Here is a 16,003-nt window from a genome sequence, read left to right as displayed (position 1 = left end):
AAACGTACGGGAGGCCGCCCGGACCGGGCCGGCGAGGGTCCGCGCCGAGCGCGCAGAGCCGAAGGCAAGGCCGCGATCCGGCCCTCCCGCGACGGACGTCGGAGCCGATCGAAACGGATATCGAGCACGGACAGCGAGCCATGATTCGTCACCCTGCCGTGGCGGGCGCCTTCTATCCGGCCGAGGCCGGGATCCTTCGCGAGACCGTCGCCGCGCTGGTGCCGGCCTCGGTGCCGGAAGCGGCCGGCGAAATCCCCAAGGCGCTGATCGTTCCGCACGCCGGGTGGATCTATTCCGGTGGCGTCGCGGGAGCGGCCTATGCCCGGCTGCGTCCGCTGGCCGGGGTGGTTCGCCGGGTGGTCCTGCTCGGGCCGGTGCACCGGGTGCCGGTGCGCGGGCTCGCCCTGCCGGAGGCGGACGTCTTCGCGACGCCGCTCGGCGAGGTCCCTGTCGATGCCGAGGCCAGGCGTCTCCTCGCGCCTCTGCCGCAGGTGGTGGTCGACGGGGCCGCCCATGAGCTCGAACATGCGCTGGAGGTCCAGCTCCCCTTCCTGCAGAGCGTCCTCTCCGACTTCACGCTGGTGCCGCTCGCCGTCGGCGACGCTTCGGTCGCGGAGGTCGCCGAGGTCTTGGAAATCCTGTGGGGCGGGTCGGAGACGCTGATCGTCGTCAGCTCCGACCTGTCGCATTATCTGCCCTATGCCGCCGCCGAGGCGCGCGACCGCGACACGGTCGAGCGGATCCTGCGCGGCGAATTGCTCGCGAGCCACGAACAGGCCTGCGGCGCCCTGCCGATCGACGGATTGCTCGCGGCCGCGCGTCGCCATCGTCTGACCCCGAAGCTCCTCGCCCGCTGCAACTCGGGCGATACGGCCGGGGATCGAAGGAGGGTCGTCGGTTATGCAGCCATCGAATTCGCCGAACCCGCCGATTGACGCCGCTCCCCCGATCGACGCGCGCGGGCCGGTCCTGCTGGCGCTCGCCCGCGCGGCGATCGCCGAGGCCTTCGGCCGGCCGAACCGTGTCGACGCCTCGGCCTCGTGGCTGGGCGAAGCCGGCGCCACCTTCGTCACCCTGACCCTCGACGGGGAATTGTGCGGCTGCATCGGCAGTCTGGTGCCGCGCCGCTCGCTCCGCGACGACGTCGCCGCCAATGCCCGCGCCGCCGCCTTCGACGATCCGCGCTTCCCGCCGCTGACCCGCGACGAGTTCGAGCGCGTGCGGGTCGAAGTCTCGCTCCTCGCGCCGCTGGAGCCGCTGCCGGTCGCCTCCGAGGCGGATGCCCTGCGTAAGATCCGGCCGCACGTCGACGGGCTCGTGCTCGAATGGGGGCGCCATCGCGGCACCTTCCTGCCGCAGGTCTGGGACGATCTCCCCGACCCGCGCGCCTTCCTCGCCCATCTCCGGCTCAAGGCCGGTCTGCCGAGCGACTTCTGGGCCGACGATCTGCGCCTCTCCCGTTATCACGTCGAAAAATGGAGCGAGCCCGAACCCGGGCCGATGACGTCATGACGTCCGAACATCATCCCACCGACCATTGGCACCGCCTCGACGACGGGCGCGTCCAATGCGACGTCTGCCCGCGCGACTGCAAGCTCCACGAGGGCCAGCGCGGCGCCTGTTTCGTCCGCATGCGCGAGGACGATCGCATCGTCCTCACGACCTATGGGCGCTCGTCCGGCTTCTGCATCGACCCGATCGAGAAGAAGCCGCTCAATCACTTCCACCCCGGCTCGAGCGTGTTCTCCTTCGGCACCGCCGGCTGCAACCTCGCCTGCCGCTTCTGCCAGAACGCCGACATCAGCAAGACCCGCGACATGGATCGCCTGATGGACCGGGCCTCGCCCGAGGAGATCGCCGCCGCCGCCGCCCGCCACGGCTGTCGCAGCGTCGCCTTCACCTACAACGATCCGACGATCTTCCTCGAATACGCGATGGACGTCGCCGACGCCTGCCATGCCCGAGGCATCGAGACCGTCGCGGTCTCCGCCGGCTACATGCACGATCGGCCGCGCCGCGACTTCTATGCGAAGATCGACGCCGCCAACATAGACCTCAAGGGCTTCACCGACGACTTCTACTTCAAGCTGGCGAGTGCCCATCTCCAGCCGGTGCTCGACACGCTCCTCTACCTGAAGCACGAGACCGACGTCTGGCTGGAGATCACCACCCTCCTGATTCCCGGAGCCAACGATTCCGACGAGGAACTGGCGGCCTTGTCCGAATGGGTGGCGCGTGAACTCGGGCGCGACGTACCCTTGCATTTCTCCGCGTTCCATCCCGCCCACAAGATGCTCGACACGCCGCCGACCCCGCCGGAGACGCTGCGACGCGCGCGCCGGATCGCCGAGAAGGCCGGGCTCGCCTACGTCTATCTCGGCAACGTCCACGACGCCGACGGCGACACCACCTTCTGCCCGACCTGTCGGGAACCGCTGATCGTGCGCGACTGGTACGAGATCGAGCGCCATTCGCTGGCGCAGGGCGGCTTCTGCCCGCGCTGCGGCACCGCCATCGCCGGCCGTTTCGACGACGCCGTCGGTCATTTCGGTCGCCGCCGCATCCCGGTGACGATCGCCGGCTGAGGGATCGGCCGCGCTCAGGGCACCAGCACCGCCGCCCCGGAGAAGCGCCCGGCGCGCAGATCGTCGAGCGCCGTGTTCGCCTGTTCGAGCGGATAGGTCCGGATGGCGATCTGCGGCCGCGCCTCCACCGCCACGGCGAGGAAGGCGCGGGCATCGTCGCGGGTCAGATTGGCGACCGAGACCACCTCGCGCTCCTGCCACAGCAGCGCGTAGGGGAAGGCCGGAATGTCGCTCATGTGGATGCCGCCGCAAACGACGCGCCCGCCCTTTCGCACCGCCTTCAGGGCGCGCGGCACCAATTCGCCGACGGGGGCGAAGAGGATCGCCGCGTCGAGCAACTCGGGCGGCTGCTCGTCCGAACCGCCGGCCCAGACACAGCCGAGCGAGAGCGCGAAGGCCTGCGCCTCGAGGTCGCCGGGGCGGGTGAAGGCGTAGACCCGCCGCCCCTGATGGCGGGCGATCTGCGCCAGAATGTGGGCGGCCGCCCCGAAGCCGTAGAGGCCGAGCGCCTGCCCGTCGCCGGCCTTGACCAGCGAGCGCCAGCCGATCAACCCGGCACACATCAAGGGCGCGGCGGCGACGTCGTCGAGATCGAGCCCGCCGAGGGGAACCGCGAAGGCGGCGTCGGCGATCACATGGGTGGCGAAACCGCCGTCGCGGTCCCAGCCGGTGAAGGTCGGGGCATCGCAGAGATTTTCCGCGCCGCTCTCGCAATAGGGGCAGTGCCCGCAGGTGTGGCCGAGCCAGGGAATGCCGACGCGGGCGCCGAGTTCGGGCGCGGTGACGCCGGGGCCGAGCGCGTCGACCCGGCCGACGACCTCGTGACCGGGGACGATCGAGGCGCGATGCGGCGGCAGATCGCCGTCGACGACATGGAGATCGGTGCGGCAGACGCCGCAGGCGGCGACCTTCACCCGGATCTCGCCGGGGCCGGGCAGGGGATCGGGTCGTTCCTCGAGGACGAGAGCGGTGTGGGGGGCCTTCAGAACCATGGCGCGCATCGTCGATGCCTCCGGCGGTCGGGAGTGGGACAGACTACTCCCGAGCGAGGTCGAACAGCAGACGTATTGCCCCGGAGCCGTGCGATCGGGTCGGATCCGGCCGTTCCTCGACGGGGGGCGTGAGGCCTGCCGTCTTCGGCGCCGGCGGCACCTAGATGCGGAGCCTCGACGCGCCGGTGGTCTCCTCGGGGCGATCCTCCAGCCGGCGGAGAATCTCGCGGAGCCCGGTGATGTTCGAGGCGTGATCGGCGGCGACCTGTACCTCGAGGCGGGAGCGGAGCGCGTCCGCCTCCATCGGCCGGCCGTAGAGGAACCCCTGCACCTCGTCGCAGCCGTGTTCCAGGAGGAAGCGCGCCTGTTCGGTCGTCTCCACCCCCTCCGCCAGGACCTGGAGGCGCAGGCTGTGTCCGAGCGCGATCACCGCGCGGGCGATCGCCGCCTGACTGTCGCCCTCGGTGAGATCGGTGACGAAGGAGCGGTCGATCTTCAGCTTGTCCACCGGCAGGCGCTGGAGATAGGCGAGCGAGGAATGCCCGGTCCCGAAATCGTCGATGGCGAGGCCGACGCCGAGGTCGCGAAGGCCCTCGAGGACGCGGATGCTCTGCTTGGCCTTGCGCATCACGTAGGTCTCGGTGACCTCGAGCTCCAACGACGCCACCGGCAGGCCGGTCTCCTCGAGAACGCGGCCGACGAGCGCCACCACGTCGCTGCGCTCGATCTGGGCGCCGGAGAGGTTGACGGCGATGCGATGCGGCCCGAGCCCTTCCGCGAGCCACGCGGCGGTCTGACGGCAGGCGGTCCGCAACACCCATTCGCCGATCTCGACGATCAGCCCGGTGTCCTCGGCCACGGGGATGAACTTCGTCGGCGAGATCATGCCGCGCACCGGGTGGTGCCAGCGCAACAGCGCCTCCGAGCCGATGATCCGCCCGGTCTTCAGGTCCAGTTGCGGCTGATAGTGGAGGGTCAGTTCGTCGCGGCGCAGCGCGTCGCGCAGCTCGCTCTCGAGGAAGAGCCGCTCCTTCACCTGCTCGCCGAACTTCGCCTCGTAGAACAGGAACTGTCCGCGCCCGTGTTCCTTGGCCTTGTACATCGCCAGATCGGCATTCTTGACGAGCGTCTCGGTGTCGGCGCCGTCGTTCGGATAGAGACTGATGCCGATCGAGGTCCGGATGTCGAGCCGATGCCCCATCACGACGAAGGGCTTCTCGAAGAGCGTGATGATCTTGCTCGCCAGACGCCGGACACAGTCGTGATCACGGCAGTTCTGCATCAAGACGATGAACTCGTCGCCGCCGAGCCGCGCCACGGTGTCGCTGCGACGCAGCCCACGGGTCAGGCGCCGGGCGACCTTGCACAGGAGTTCGTCGCCGACCTGATGCCCGAGCGTGTCGTTGACGTATTTGAAGCGATCGAGATCGAGGAAGAGCAGCGCCAGCGGCCGGCCCTCGCGCTCCGCCATCTCCAGCGCCTGCGCGCAACGATCGTTGAACAACATGCGGTTCGGCAGATCGGTCAGCGCGTCGAAATAGGCGAGGTGGTGGATGTGCGCCGCCGAGCGCTTCTGATCGGAGAGATCGTAGAAGACGCCGACGTAGTTCTTCACCCGCCCCTCGGCGTCACGAAGCGTGGTGATGCTCTGCCACAGAGGAACGATCTCGCCGTCCTTGCGGCGGTCCCAGATCTCGCCCTGCCATTCGTCGTCCTGTTCGAGTGCGCGCCACATCTCGCGGTAGAAGTTGGCGTCGTGGCGGCGGGAGTTGAAGAGGTTCGTCTTCTTGCCCAGCATCTCCTCGGCCGGATAGCCGAGGATGCGGGAGAAGGAATCGTTGGTCTTGAGGATTCGCGCCTGGGCGTCGGTGATCACGACACCGTTGAGGCTCGTCTCGAACACGCTCGCCGCGATGCTCAGTTCCTCGTCGGCGAGCCGCTGCACCGTCACGTCCTGGGAGGTTCCGAGCACGTGCCGAGGCCGTCCGTCGGCATCGCATTGAACGACGCCGCGCGCCTCGATCCATTTGATGCGCCCATCGGCGAGGAGTAGACGATGGGCGAAGCCGAAGCGGCCCCCCGTCGCGATCGCCGTCTCGATCGCCCGCCGCACGCTCTCGCGGTCTTCCGGATGGACGAGCTCCAGCAATTCGACTTCGTCGCGCGGGATCAGGGGAGTTTCGAAGAGCGCCCCGATGTCCTCGGAGAAGGTGATCGAGCGCGATTGGACGTCGAGTTCCCAATGCCCGAGCTGGGCGATCCTCTGCGCCTCGCGCAGGAGGTTCTCGCTCCGCCGCAGCGCCGCCTGCTGTTCCTTCAGTGGGGTGATGTCGGTGCCGCAGAAGACCGCGCCTTCCTCCTTGCCGGAGGGATCATACTGGAGGCTCGCCTCGAGCCAATAGACGCGCGGAAGCCCCTTGGCGTCGACGAGCCGATGCTCGGCCGCATAGGTCCCGGTCGCGCGAAGGGTCTCGTAGAGCGGCGACCGGATCGCCCAGGGAAGCGGCGGCAGCGCCACGGCGAGCGCCTCTCGCTCCTCCGCGACCAGCCAATCGTCGAGGACGCGCCCGCCGGCCGCCGCCGCCTCGATCCCGAAGACCGCGAGGAAGGGGCGATTGACCTGCCGGATCCGCCCGTCGGCCTCGAGCACGATCATCAGGGCGCTCGACGTGTCCATGACGCGCTGGGTGAAGTCCGCCTGTTTGGCATGACGCCAGGTGGCGGCCCTGAGGGCGGCCGCCTGCTCCTCCATGGCGCGCAGGATCTCGTCGTTGCGCGCGGCGTCGCGGCTCATCTGGTCCTGAATGGCGTCATTGGCCATCCGGAGCGTCTCGACCTCGAAGGAGAGGCGCTCGATCACGGCGCGGGGATCGTCCTCAGCCATGCGCCACCTCGCCGTGCTCGCGAAGAAGGAGATCGGCGACCGCCTCGACCGCTCGGGCGACGGGCTCCGAAAGCCCCATCCGGAACGACGTCGTCGACGCCGCCTCGACCGCCACGAAGGAGATCGCCGGCACCGGCTCGAACGTCGCCTCGACGCATCGGATCAGATGACCGACCCCGACCCCGTGGCCGGCGGACACGGTTTCGGCGAAGACCTCGTCGCGCGACGGCCGCCAGATCCGGCCCGGCCGCCCCGCCGGCGAGGAGGCGTCGACGACGACGATCTCGTCGAACCCTTCGAAGAGGGCGAGGGCCGTCGGTCCGGCGGTTCCGGCGTCGCTGAGGCTCACGCCGTCCGGCCAGCGGCGGGCGGCGAGGCGCTCGTAGACGGCGGGACCGAACCCGTCGTCGCCGTGGAGCGGATTGCCGAAGAAGACGATGTGCCGGCGTCGCGCGGCCCCGGTGGCCGATGGCGCCGTCATGGCCCGAATCCGATCCGTCGGCCGGTGTCGAGCATGTGGACCGTGCAGACCAGACAGGGATCGTGCGAGCGGATGACGTGTCCGATTTCGACGGGGTCGTCGGGATCGCGAACGGCGATGCCGACGAGGCTCTGCTCCCAATGTCCGGGCCGCCCCTCGCTGTCGCGCGGCGAGGCGTTCCAACTCGTCGGGGTGACGATCTGGTATCCGGCGATGGCGCCGTTCTCGATCCGGACCCAATGGCCGAGACCGCCGCGGGCCGCCATCACCAGTCCGTGGCCCTCGCCGTCCGGCAGGCCACCTCCGGCGGGTGTGAGGACGTGTTCGCCGCCGAGATCGGCCGCCAGCTCGTCGAGCGTGACGCGCGCCTGCTCGAGTTCGAAGGCGATCCGCCGAACCCGGGCGAACTGGCGCAGCCAGGCGCTGCTGCCCTCGGCGCGGTGGAGCGAGACGGTGAGCGGATCACCGGCGACGACGAGTTCGGCGAGCGGGCCGGTCTGGACCACACGGTCGCCGTAGCGGGGCGCCTTGGCCCAGGTGTAGCGATCGGAATGCGGCTGATAATTCGGGATGGTCTCGCCCTTCCACGGATGGCGACCGCCCTCGTAGGGGCGGAACCAGGAATGGCGGACGTGCTCGTTGATCAGCGACTGGTCGAGCGGTTCGACCCGTCCGGCGGTGCCGTCGTAGAAACCCGACGGCAGGATCCGGACGTCGGCCGTCGGGGTCCAATGCATCGGATCGCACCAGGATCCGTAGGAGATCATGTCGGCGACGCCGCCGGCCGTGCGATGGAGCCCGAGTGCCCGCGCCGACCGGGCGAGCAGTCCGAGCGCGCTGGAGCCGTGGCCGGGTTCCTCGAGCCGGGCGAGATATCCTTCGGCGTCGGGGATCGCCAGCCACGCGTCGAGTGGCATCCCGACGATGCGCTCCTCGTACCAGCGCCGAACCTCGGCGAGCACGGTGCGACAGGCGGCGAGCCGGCGGATGTCGGCGGGACGGGTGACGCCGCCGGGGGTCATGTAGGACGAGTGCGGCCACTGCCCGCCGAAATGCGCCACGATCTCCACCGCCCGCCGGGTCATGGCGAGGGTCTCGCGATAGATCGCCCCCGCGAACGGTTCGAAGGCGCGGATGTGGTCCTCGAACCAGGGCTCCGCCGCGTAGCGCGGATTGCAGAAATCGGGAGCGAAGAACAGGAAGGTCTGCCTGAGGTCGTTCTGGAGCCCTTCCGCGATCAGGCAGAGATTGCGGATCCGGGTGGCATTGGGAGGGACCGGCGTCGCGGCGATGTGTTCGAGCGCGGTGACGGCGGCGAAGAGATGGGCGGTGCCGCAGATGCCGCAGACACGCGGCGTCAACACCAGGGCGTCGAGCGGCGCCCGCCCCAGCAGGATCTGCTCGAAGCCCCGATACATCGTCCCGATCGTCCGCGCCTCGACGACGACGCCGTCCTCGAGGACGAGGCCGATCTCGAGGTCGCCCTCGACTCGGTTCAGATCGACGTTGAGCTCCAGACGCGCCATTTCACACGTCCATCGTCTTGTTCTTGACGCGCTCCGGCGCGGCGGCGCGGGCCAGATTCTTGTAGGCCATGTAGCGCGCCCGCTCGACGCCGGCGGGCAGACGATGCGGGACGTCGCCGATCTTGTCGGTCGCGAAGAGATCTCCCTCGCGGGGGAAGTTCGGCGCGGTGCAGCCGAAACAGGGAACGCCCGCGCGGGTCTTGCTGCCGACGCCGTTCCACAGATCGTCGTTGCACACGGCCTGGGTCATCGGCCCCTGGCAGCCGAGGTTGAAGAACATGCAGGCCCGGCCGCCGAGGGCGCCGTCCTCGACGTCGTACTCGTGGTATTCGTTCCGCGTGCAGCCCTGATGGACCAGGGTGTTGAAGAACGCCTTCGGGCGGTTGATCGCGTCGAGCTCGAGCGGACTTCCGGCGGCGAGTGCGGCCAGCGTCTGCGTCATCGTGTGGGGATGGGTCGGACAGCCTGAGACGTTGACGACGGGCAGCCCGCGGCGCGACCGCCAGTCGGGCGGAAAGAGCCCGCCGGGCGCGTCGTGGAGGAACTGAAGACCGATCGAATCCGAAGGGTTCGGCCCCGAAGCGGGAACACCGCCGAAGGCGGCGCAGGTCCCCATCGCCACGACGACGCCGGCGCGCTCGGCGAGCTCGCGCACGATCTCCATCCGCGCGCGCCCGTGATGGCTGTCATAGAGGCCGGTGCCGCGCGGCGCGGTGACGATGCTGCCCTCGACGCAGAGAATGTCGAGCGGGATCGATCCCGCGACGATCTCGTGACGGATCTCCTCATGCCGGCGCGGCGAGACGTGCGACAAGGAGGGATGCCAGAGGAGTTCGATCCCGAAATCCGAAACGAGCATCTCGAAGCTGGGCGACTGCGCCCCCAGAATGGCCAGGGTCTCGCCTCCACACGCGCCGGTCTGCATCCAATAGAGCGTCGCCATCGGTGACCTGCACCATTCTTCGTATGATCCCGATGAAGCGAATACCATTATTCAGTTGAGGATGTATGAAATCGACCCGTCTGGAAAGGTAAACGGCGTGCATTCACCGACGACCGATGCGCGAGTATCTCTCGGGTGGCGCGCAGTATGGCCCGGTCCGAAAGTATAGTGAAATTTCATCGAACGTCGCAGAGGAGCCGAGCGCGGTGGTCGCCGGAGTGGTGACGGCGACGGTCGTCGCGCCGCTTCATCGTCTCGACGGACGCGGCCATGACGTGGGCCGCACGGCTTCGGCGAGGTATCGGGTCTCGAGCGAGGGCCTCGCCTCGCGCCGCCCCCGGGTCTCGACGATGTCCGTCAGGACCTCCGCTCTTGCCTCCCGGGGGGGGACAAACGTCAAGAACCGCTGGAAAGCCTCGGACTCGGCGAAGAGCCGATCACTCGGATCAGCTCGGCGGAGTCCAGATGATCCTCTGGAGCATGCCGGTGTCGAGGACGGCGCGGGAGGGCAGGGAGGTCGACATCGCCGCTTCGCCCTGGAACGAATAGGTCAGCGTCACGTTGGGCGCCCCGCGCGACCGGCAGATCGCCATGCCGAGCCACAGGTCGGTGCCGATCCGGCAGGTCGAGGGATCCGTGCCCGCCTCGCGGAAGCTCATGCCCGGGCGCTCGCCGGCCGGGCCGACGACGTGGTGGGTGACGCCGTGGATCTGCGTGATGCGGTTGCCCGAGCCCAGGATGTGCAGCACCTGGATGCGTCCGCCATAGGCCTCCTTGAAGAGGACGAGCGCGTCCGGCGTCGAGGTTTCGAGTCCGATCGTCACGTGGCCGGTGTCGTAGCCGGGCAGGTTCGCCAGGATCGCCTTCGAGGAGTAGGGCGTCGCCGTCCCGATCGGCCCGGCTCCCTGCGCGGTGATCTGGAGGAACGTGTCCGACGTCGCCCGGAAGGCCGGAGCCGCCGGCGCCGGGCGGAAGCTGTCGGCGGTCGGCGCGCAGGCGACGATCGCGCCCAGAGCGGCGGCGCTGCTGCAGCTGACGATGCCTCTGCCGAAGAAGCCTTTCCCGACCATCGCGCTCTCCCGAATCGTCTGTCGCGGCGAAGTCCCATCGAGTAGGCCGAGACGCGCGCCCTGTCCACGGTGGCTCGGTCGGGCGGCGCGAACGAAGAAGCCCGCCGCGAGCCGACGCGGCGGGCTTTCGATCTCGATCACGGCGAGTTGACGATCACTCCGCCGCCTGGGCCGGGCCGTAGCCGAGCTTGGCGGCGAGGTCGGCGAGGAGCTTCACCGCGGCGTCGGCGATCACCGTGCCGGGCGGGAAGATCGCCGCGGCGCCGGAATCGATCAGCGCCTGGAAATCCTGCGGCGGGATCACGCCGCCGACCACGATCATGATGTCGCCTCGGCCCTCGGCCTCCAGTGCCGCCTTCAGCGCCGGGACCAGGGTGAGATGGCCGGCGGCCAGCGAGGAGACGCCGACGATGTGAACGTCGTTCTCGACCGCCTGACGGGCGGCCTCTTCCGGCGTGGCGAACAGCGGCCCGATGTCGACGTCGAAGCCGAGGTCGGCGAAGGCCGAGGCGATCACCTTCTGACCGCGATCGTGGCCGTCCTGGCCCATCTTGGCGACCAGGATGCGCGGCCGGCGGCCGTCGTTCGCTTCGAATTCCGCGACCAGCTTCTGGACCTTCTCGACGGCATCGCTCATGCGGGAGACCTCGCGCTTGTAGACGCCCTGGATCGACCGGATCTCGGCCTTGTGGCGGCCGAACACCTTTTCGAGCGCCATCGAGATCTCGCCGACGGTGGCCTTCGCCCGCGCAGCCTTGATGGCGAGGTCGAGCAGGTTGCCGCCGGCGGTCGCCTGGGTGGTCAGCTCGGCGAGCGCGGCCTGGGTCGCGGCCTCGTCGCGCTCGGCGCGCAGACGCTTCAGCTTCTCGATCTGCGCCGCGCGCACCGCCGAGTTGTCGACCTTGAGCACGTCGATCGCGGCTTCCGAGTCCGGCTTGTACTTGTTGACGCCGACCACCGTCTGCGAGCCGGAGTCGATGCGGGCCTGGGTCTTGGCGGCGGCCTCCTCGATGCGGAGCTTCGGAATGCCGGCCTCGATCGCCTTGGCCATGCCGCCGAGCGCCTCGACCTCCTCGATGTGGGCGAGCGCCTTGGCGGCGAGCTCGGCCGTCAGCCGCTCGACATAGGCCGAGCCGCCCCACGGATCGATCGTCTTGGTCGTGCCGCTCTCCTGCTGCAGCAGGATCTGGGTGTTGCGGGCGATGCGGGCCGAGAAGTCGGTCGGCAGCGCCAGCGCTTCATCCAGCGCATTGGTGTGCAGCGACTGGGTATGCCCTTGCGTCGCCGCCATCGCCTCGACGGCGGTGCGCACCACGTTGTTGAAGACGTCCTGCGCCGTCAGCGACCAGCCCGAGGTCTGGCTGTGGGTGCGCAGGCTGAGCGACTTGTCGTTCTTCGGATGGAAGTTCTCCTGCACGAGCTTCGCCCACAGGAGACGCGCGGCGCGCAGCTTCGCCACTTCCATGAAGAAATTCATGCCGATCGCCCAGAAGAACGACAGGCGAGGCGCGAAGGCGTCGACGTCGAGACCCACCGCCTTGCCGGCGCGGATGTATTCGATGCCGTCGGCGAGCGTATAGGCGAGTTCCAGATCCGCCGTCGCCCCGGCCTCCTGCATGTGGTAGCCGGAGATCGAGATCGAATTGTACTTCGGCATGTGCTTCGACGTATAGGCGAAGATGTCCGAAATGATGCGCAGCGAGGCCGCCGGCGGGTAGATGTAGGTGTTGCGGACCATGAACTCCTTCAGAATGTCGTTCTGAATGGTCCCGGAGAGCTTCGACTGGTCGACGCCCTGTTCCTCGGCGGCGACGATGTAGAGCGCGAGCACCGGCAGCACCGCGCCGTTCATCGTCATCGACACCGACATCTGGTCGAGCGGGATGCCGGAGAACAGCGTCCGCATGTCGTAGATACTGTCGATCGCCACGCCGGCCATGCCGACGTCGCCGGTCACGCGCGGATGGTCGCTGTCGTAGCCGCGATGGGTCGCGAGATCGAAGGCGACCGACAGGCCCTTCTGACCGGCGGCGAGGTTGCGGCGGTAGAAGGCGTTGGAGTCCTCGGCCGTGGAGAAGCCGGCATATTGGCGGATCGTCCAGGGCTGATTGACGTACATGGTCGGGTAGGGGCCGCGCAGGAACGGCGGCAGACCCGGCCAGGTCTTCAGGAAGTCGAGGCCCTCGAGATCGGCCGCGCCGTAGACGGGCTTGACGTCGATGCCTTCCGGCGTCGTCCAGATCGAGGCGCCGTCGGCGGAGGCCGGCACCGCGACGGTGGAGAAGGGAACGCTGCTGAAGTCCGGGATGCGGCTCATCGGCCTCTCCTCGAGTTCCGGAAGACGGGTCGCGTCGCGCGCCCTCGTCTCCTTCCGAAGGATCCCGCCGATCCGCCTCCGGGGCAAGACCGACGATCGAAACGGGGGACGGGCTCGGCGCCCGTCCGGTCGCTCAGGCGCCGAGGCGGTCGAGCGTGTCGGAGAGGGTGGCGACCACGTCGATGCCGACATGGACGAAGCCGGTGACGCCGGCGCCCTCGTAGGCGGTCTTCTTCTCCGCGTCGGCCGGTTTGCCGGCGAGATAGAGGATCTCGCAGCCCGCGTCCGCGAGCGCCGTCGCCGCCGGCACCGCCTCGGTCTCGTAGACCGCGTCGGAGGAGGCGATCACCGCGGCTTGCGCGCCGGAGGCCTTGTAGGCGGCGGTCAGCGCCTCGATCGAGGCGAAGCCGTCGCTGGTCAGGGCCTCGATGCCGCCCGCCTCGAACAGGTTCTTGACCCAGGTCGCCCGCGCCGTGAAGTCGGCGATGCGGCCGAGATTGGCCAGGAAGATCTTCGGCCGCACGCCGGCGGCGTCGGCGCGGTCGCGGAGCGCCTCGAACGCCTCGCCGAGCGGACGCGGCGCGAAGGCGGCGACGTGCTCGACCGGGGCGGCGACACGCGGCGTCGGGGCGGGCGTGTCCATCACTGCGACGGCGCCCTCGGCGATGTTGGGGAATTCGGAGATGCCGGTCACCGGCTCGCGGCGCTTGGCGATCGCGTCGAACCGCGACCGGGCGGTCACGGCGACGCGGGCATGGAGCGCGCCCGAGCGCAGCGAGGCGACGATGCCGCCCTCCGCCTCGATCGCCTGGAACAGCGCCCAGGCGATCTCGGCGAGATCCTCGGTCTCGGTGTCGACGAGACCCGAACCGGCCGCCGGATCGGCGACCCGGTGCAGGTTCGATTCCTCGATCAGGATCGACTGGGTGTTGCGCGCCACCCGGCGGGCGAAGGCGTCGGGCAGGCCGATCCCTTGCGTGAACGGCAGAACCGTCACCGAGCCGGCGCCGGCGACGCCGGCGGCGAAGGTGGCGATGGTGGTGCGCAGCATGTTGGTGAAGCTGTCGCGCCGCGCCATCATGCGGCGGGCGGTCTCGACGTGGAGGCGCGGGGCCTTCGGCGTCACGCCGCAGGCTTCGAGCACCCGGCCCCACAGCAGGGTCAGCGCGCGCAGCTTGGCGATCGAATGGAACTGGTTCTGATCGGCGACGGCGGTGAAGCCGATCTTGGCGGCGGCGGCCTCGAGATCGAACCCGGCCGCCTCGAGCGCGCGCAGGTAGGTGACGGCGGTCGCGAGCATCGCGGCCAGCTCCTGCGCCTCGGAGGCGCCGGCCGAATGCCAGACGCGCCCGTCCGCCTCGAAGGCGGTGCCGGGGAAGGCCTTGGCATCCTCCGCGGCGGCGGCGATCGCGTCCTCGGCCTTGGCGCCGAGCTTGCCCGTGGCGGCGAGCAGGCCGACCGGATCCTGGATCACCGCGAGATCGACCGTCTTGCCCTGTTCGGCGGCGACGGCGAGGAGCAGCTTCGCCACCTCGGCCGAGCGATGACCGGCGTCGACGCGGATCGGGATCAGATCGAGATGCACCCCGGCGAGCAGCGTCTTGACGCAGCCGTCGCAGGAGATGGTGAGGCCCCAGCCGTAGGCGACCGGACTCTCGGCGCAGACCAGATCGAGACCCGAGGCGCCGCCGACCAGATCCTCGAGGATCTGCGCGTTGGCGGTCTTGTTGCCGGGAATGTCGATCCGCGCGACGACCGCCCAGGGCTGGCCCGCCGGACGGACGCCGAGCGGTTTCGGATCGGGATTGCCCTCGTAGATCGGCTCGATGACGATGCCGTCGGCAGTGGTCGACTTCAGCCGCTCGAACGGCGTCGTCTTGAGTGCCTTGGTCGCCACACCGACCCAGTCGTCGTGGCCGCGAGGGTCGAACGACCCCATCAATCCGAGTGCCTTCGAGCTCACCGTCGTCTCCCGAGGTCTCACCGCGCCGAGTGGCTCATCGAGCCGGCGGCGGCGACTGAGTGTGATGGCCCGCCCGGCGCGCCGAGCAGGGCCGTCATGCGATGCGAGGCCCGCGTCTCCCGTCACGGGAAAGGCGAACCGCGTCGTGCCCCTTCCACCCCGTCGAGGAGGCGGGAGACGGAACGGCGCAACAGCCCCGATAGGGGCGATTTCCGTGATTTCTGGAATTAGACGATGGTAGGGTGGGGGTGCAATTCGCAGTATTGCTGTTTGACGTTCGTATGATGCTGAAAGTCGCACCCCCCGTCAAAACAGACAATTGATCGATTTAGTGAACGGTCCACATTGTCCGCAGAGCCGGAGAAGAACGAGATGGATCGGGGAGTGAATGCAGGGCTCTACGGAGAAGCAATGCGCTTTTCCGTGGACGGTGAGGCCGACCGTGTCCTCGACCGATTCGAGGCGCAGCTCAAACGCTGCGGCGCGACCCATCTGTTCGTCTCCGGTCTGCCGCTGCCGCGCCGCTCGATGGCCAAGCTGGTGGTTCGGATCGATTGGCCGGATCTGCGGTCGGGCGGGCATCTCCTCGACGTGTCGCCGTTCGATCCTCTGCTCGCCTGTTGCCTCGCCGAGCATCGCCCCTTCGTCGTCCACGACGGCCGTTCGATGGCGCGTTGCGGCACGGTGATCACCTCGGAGCGGGACCTGCCGCAGCCGGTCGGTTCTGAACTGGTCGCCGCCGCCGGCGGCCGCAAGGCGGTGGTGGTGGCGATCCCGATCCATGATCTCGCCCCCTGGCAGGGCTGCGTGCTGATGGCGGGACCCGATCTCGCCACCGGGCCGGCGCTGCTCGACGAGATCCTCTTCTATTGCATAGGCGCGATCCGCTCCCTGATGGCCTTCGGCCGGGTCGACGTCGCCCGCCCCGGCGATCTGTCGGAGCGCGAGCGGCACGTCCTGCAACTGACGGCGATCGGCAAGACCGCCGCCGAGATCGCCGATCTCCTCGCCATTTCCCAGCGCACCGTCCACGCGCACCTGCAGAACGCCGGCGAGAAGATGAACGCCTCCAACAAGACGCACACCGTCGTCGAGGCGCTGCGCTACGGCCAGATCCGGCTCTGATTTCTCCTTCTTTGGTCGAAGACGGCCGCTTTTTTCGCACCCTCGACTCCGGGAGCGCGCGCCGGCGCGACGGTCGTCGCGCCCGAAACGACGACGACCGGAGCGGTGGGGCCGATC

12 protein-coding genes are annotated in these 16,003 nt (G+C 69.1%); 4 read left to right on the top strand and 8 right to left on the bottom strand.

Features of this window, described 5'->3' with window-relative positions; genetic code table 11:
- Positions 1–140: 140 nt before the first annotated feature.
- The 3 genes from amrB to amrS are packed head-to-tail and all read left to right on the top strand — an operon-like array spanning position 141 to position 2,585.
- Positions 141–935, top strand: a complete 795-nt coding sequence (gene amrB / locus J3S89_RS04120; protein WP_217926204.1) for an AmmeMemoRadiSam system protein B — start codon at positions 141–143, stop codon at positions 933–935.
- On the top strand, positions 901–1,512 hold the full coding sequence (gene amrA / locus J3S89_RS04115; protein ID WP_217926203.1) for an AmmeMemoRadiSam system protein A: 612 nt from the start codon (positions 901–903) through the stop codon (positions 1,510–1,512). The genes amrB and amrA overlap by 35 nt, the downstream gene beginning before the upstream one ends.
- Positions 1,509–2,585, top strand: coding sequence for an AmmeMemoRadiSam system radical SAM enzyme (gene amrS / locus J3S89_RS04110; RefSeq protein ID WP_217926202.1), 1,077 nt, complete (start codon positions 1,509–1,511; stop codon positions 2,583–2,585). The genes amrA and amrS overlap by 4 nt, the downstream gene beginning before the upstream one ends.
- A 14-nt stretch (positions 2,586–2,599) precedes the next feature.
- Here the strand turns inward: amrS and J3S89_RS04105 are convergent, their stop codons facing one another.
- From J3S89_RS04105 to J3S89_RS04070, 8 genes are all read right to left on the bottom strand, one after another.
- Positions 2,600–3,586, bottom strand: coding sequence for a zinc-dependent alcohol dehydrogenase family protein (locus J3S89_RS04105; protein WP_217926201.1), 987 nt, complete (start codon positions 3,584–3,586; stop codon positions 2,600–2,602).
- Positions 3,587–3,737: 151 nt separating this feature from the next.
- A complete protein-coding gene (locus J3S89_RS04100) occupies positions 3,738–6,461 on the bottom strand; it encodes a sensor domain-containing protein (protein ID WP_217926200.1) in 2,724 nt (907 codons plus the stop codon).
- A complete protein-coding gene (locus J3S89_RS04095) occupies positions 6,454–6,942 on the bottom strand; it encodes a hydrogenase maturation protease (RefSeq protein ID WP_217926199.1) in 489 nt (162 codons plus the stop codon). Before J3S89_RS04095 ends, J3S89_RS04100 begins: the two co-directional genes overlap by 8 nt.
- The gene (locus J3S89_RS04090) at positions 6,939–8,468 is read right to left on the bottom strand and encodes a nickel-dependent hydrogenase large subunit (protein ID WP_217926198.1); all 1,530 of its coding nucleotides are present in this window, start codon (positions 8,466–8,468) and stop codon (positions 6,939–6,941) included. Before J3S89_RS04090 ends, J3S89_RS04095 begins: the two co-directional genes overlap by 4 nt.
- 1 nt (position 8,469) lies before the next feature.
- Entirely contained in the window at positions 8,470–9,411 is a 942-nt protein-coding gene (locus tag J3S89_RS04085; RefSeq protein ID WP_217926197.1) for an NADH-quinone oxidoreductase subunit B family protein, read from the bottom strand.
- A 446-nt stretch (positions 9,412–9,857) separates the two neighbouring features.
- Positions 9,858–10,481: a DUF1131 family protein gene (locus J3S89_RS04080; RefSeq protein WP_217926196.1), complete on the bottom strand. Its 624-nt coding sequence runs from the start codon at positions 10,479–10,481 to the stop codon at positions 9,858–9,860.
- Between the two features lie 154 nt (positions 10,482–10,635).
- Positions 10,636–12,798, bottom strand: a complete 2,163-nt coding sequence (scpA, locus tag J3S89_RS04075) for a methylmalonyl-CoA mutase (protein ID WP_217926195.1) — start codon at positions 12,796–12,798, stop codon at positions 10,636–10,638.
- Between the two features lie 133 nt (positions 12,799–12,931).
- Positions 12,932–14,761, bottom strand: a complete 1,830-nt coding sequence (locus J3S89_RS04070) for a methylmalonyl-CoA mutase family protein (protein WP_217926194.1) — start codon at positions 14,759–14,761, stop codon at positions 12,932–12,934.
- Between the two features lie 411 nt (positions 14,762–15,172).
- Here J3S89_RS04070 and J3S89_RS04065 point away from each other — a divergent pair, with 411 nt between their 5' ends.
- On the top strand, positions 15,173–15,886 hold the full coding sequence (locus J3S89_RS04065; RefSeq protein WP_217926193.1) for a helix-turn-helix transcriptional regulator: 714 nt from the start codon (positions 15,173–15,175) through the stop codon (positions 15,884–15,886).
- Positions 15,887–16,003: the final 117 nt, after the last annotated feature.

Origin of the sequence: Pinisolibacter aquiterrae (assembly GCF_019160155.1) — a bacterium.
GTDB lineage: Bacteria > Pseudomonadota > Alphaproteobacteria > Rhizobiales > Ancalomicrobiaceae > Pinisolibacter > Pinisolibacter aquiterrae.
This window is presented reverse-complemented; position numbering and strand designations above follow the sequence as displayed.

Bases quoted from the DNA above. Each gene is read 5' to 3' on its own strand.
- amrB (WP_217926204.1), top strand. From the start codon at position 141: ATGATTCGTCACCCTGCCGTGGCGGGCGCCTTCTATCCGGCCGAGGCC.
- amrA (WP_217926203.1), top strand. From the start codon at position 901: ATGCAGCCATCGAATTCGCCGAACCCGCCGATTGACGCCGCTCCCCCG.
- amrS (WP_217926202.1), top strand. From the start codon at position 1,509: ATGACGTCCGAACATCATCCCACCGACCATTGGCACCGCCTCGACGAC.
- J3S89_RS04105 (WP_217926201.1), bottom strand. From the start codon at position 3,586: ATGCGCGCCATGGTTCTGAAGGCCCCCCACACCGCTCTCGTCCTCGAG.
- J3S89_RS04100 (WP_217926200.1), bottom strand. From the start codon at position 6,461: ATGGCTGAGGACGATCCCCGCGCCGTGATCGAGCGCCTCTCCTTCGAG.
- J3S89_RS04095 (WP_217926199.1), bottom strand. From the start codon at position 6,942: ATGACGGCGCCATCGGCCACCGGGGCCGCGCGACGCCGGCACATCGTC.
- J3S89_RS04090 (WP_217926198.1), bottom strand. From the start codon at position 8,468: ATGGCGCGTCTGGAGCTCAACGTCGATCTGAACCGAGTCGAGGGCGAC.
- J3S89_RS04085 (WP_217926197.1), bottom strand. From the start codon at position 9,411: ATGGCGACGCTCTATTGGATGCAGACCGGCGCGTGTGGAGGCGAGACC.
- J3S89_RS04080 (WP_217926196.1), bottom strand. From the start codon at position 10,481: ATGGTCGGGAAAGGCTTCTTCGGCAGAGGCATCGTCAGCTGCAGCAGC.
- scpA (WP_217926195.1), bottom strand. From the start codon at position 12,798: ATGAGCCGCATCCCGGACTTCAGCAGCGTTCCCTTCTCCACCGTCGCG.
- J3S89_RS04065 (WP_217926193.1), top strand. From the start codon at position 15,173: ATGCGCTTTTCCGTGGACGGTGAGGCCGACCGTGTCCTCGACCGATTC.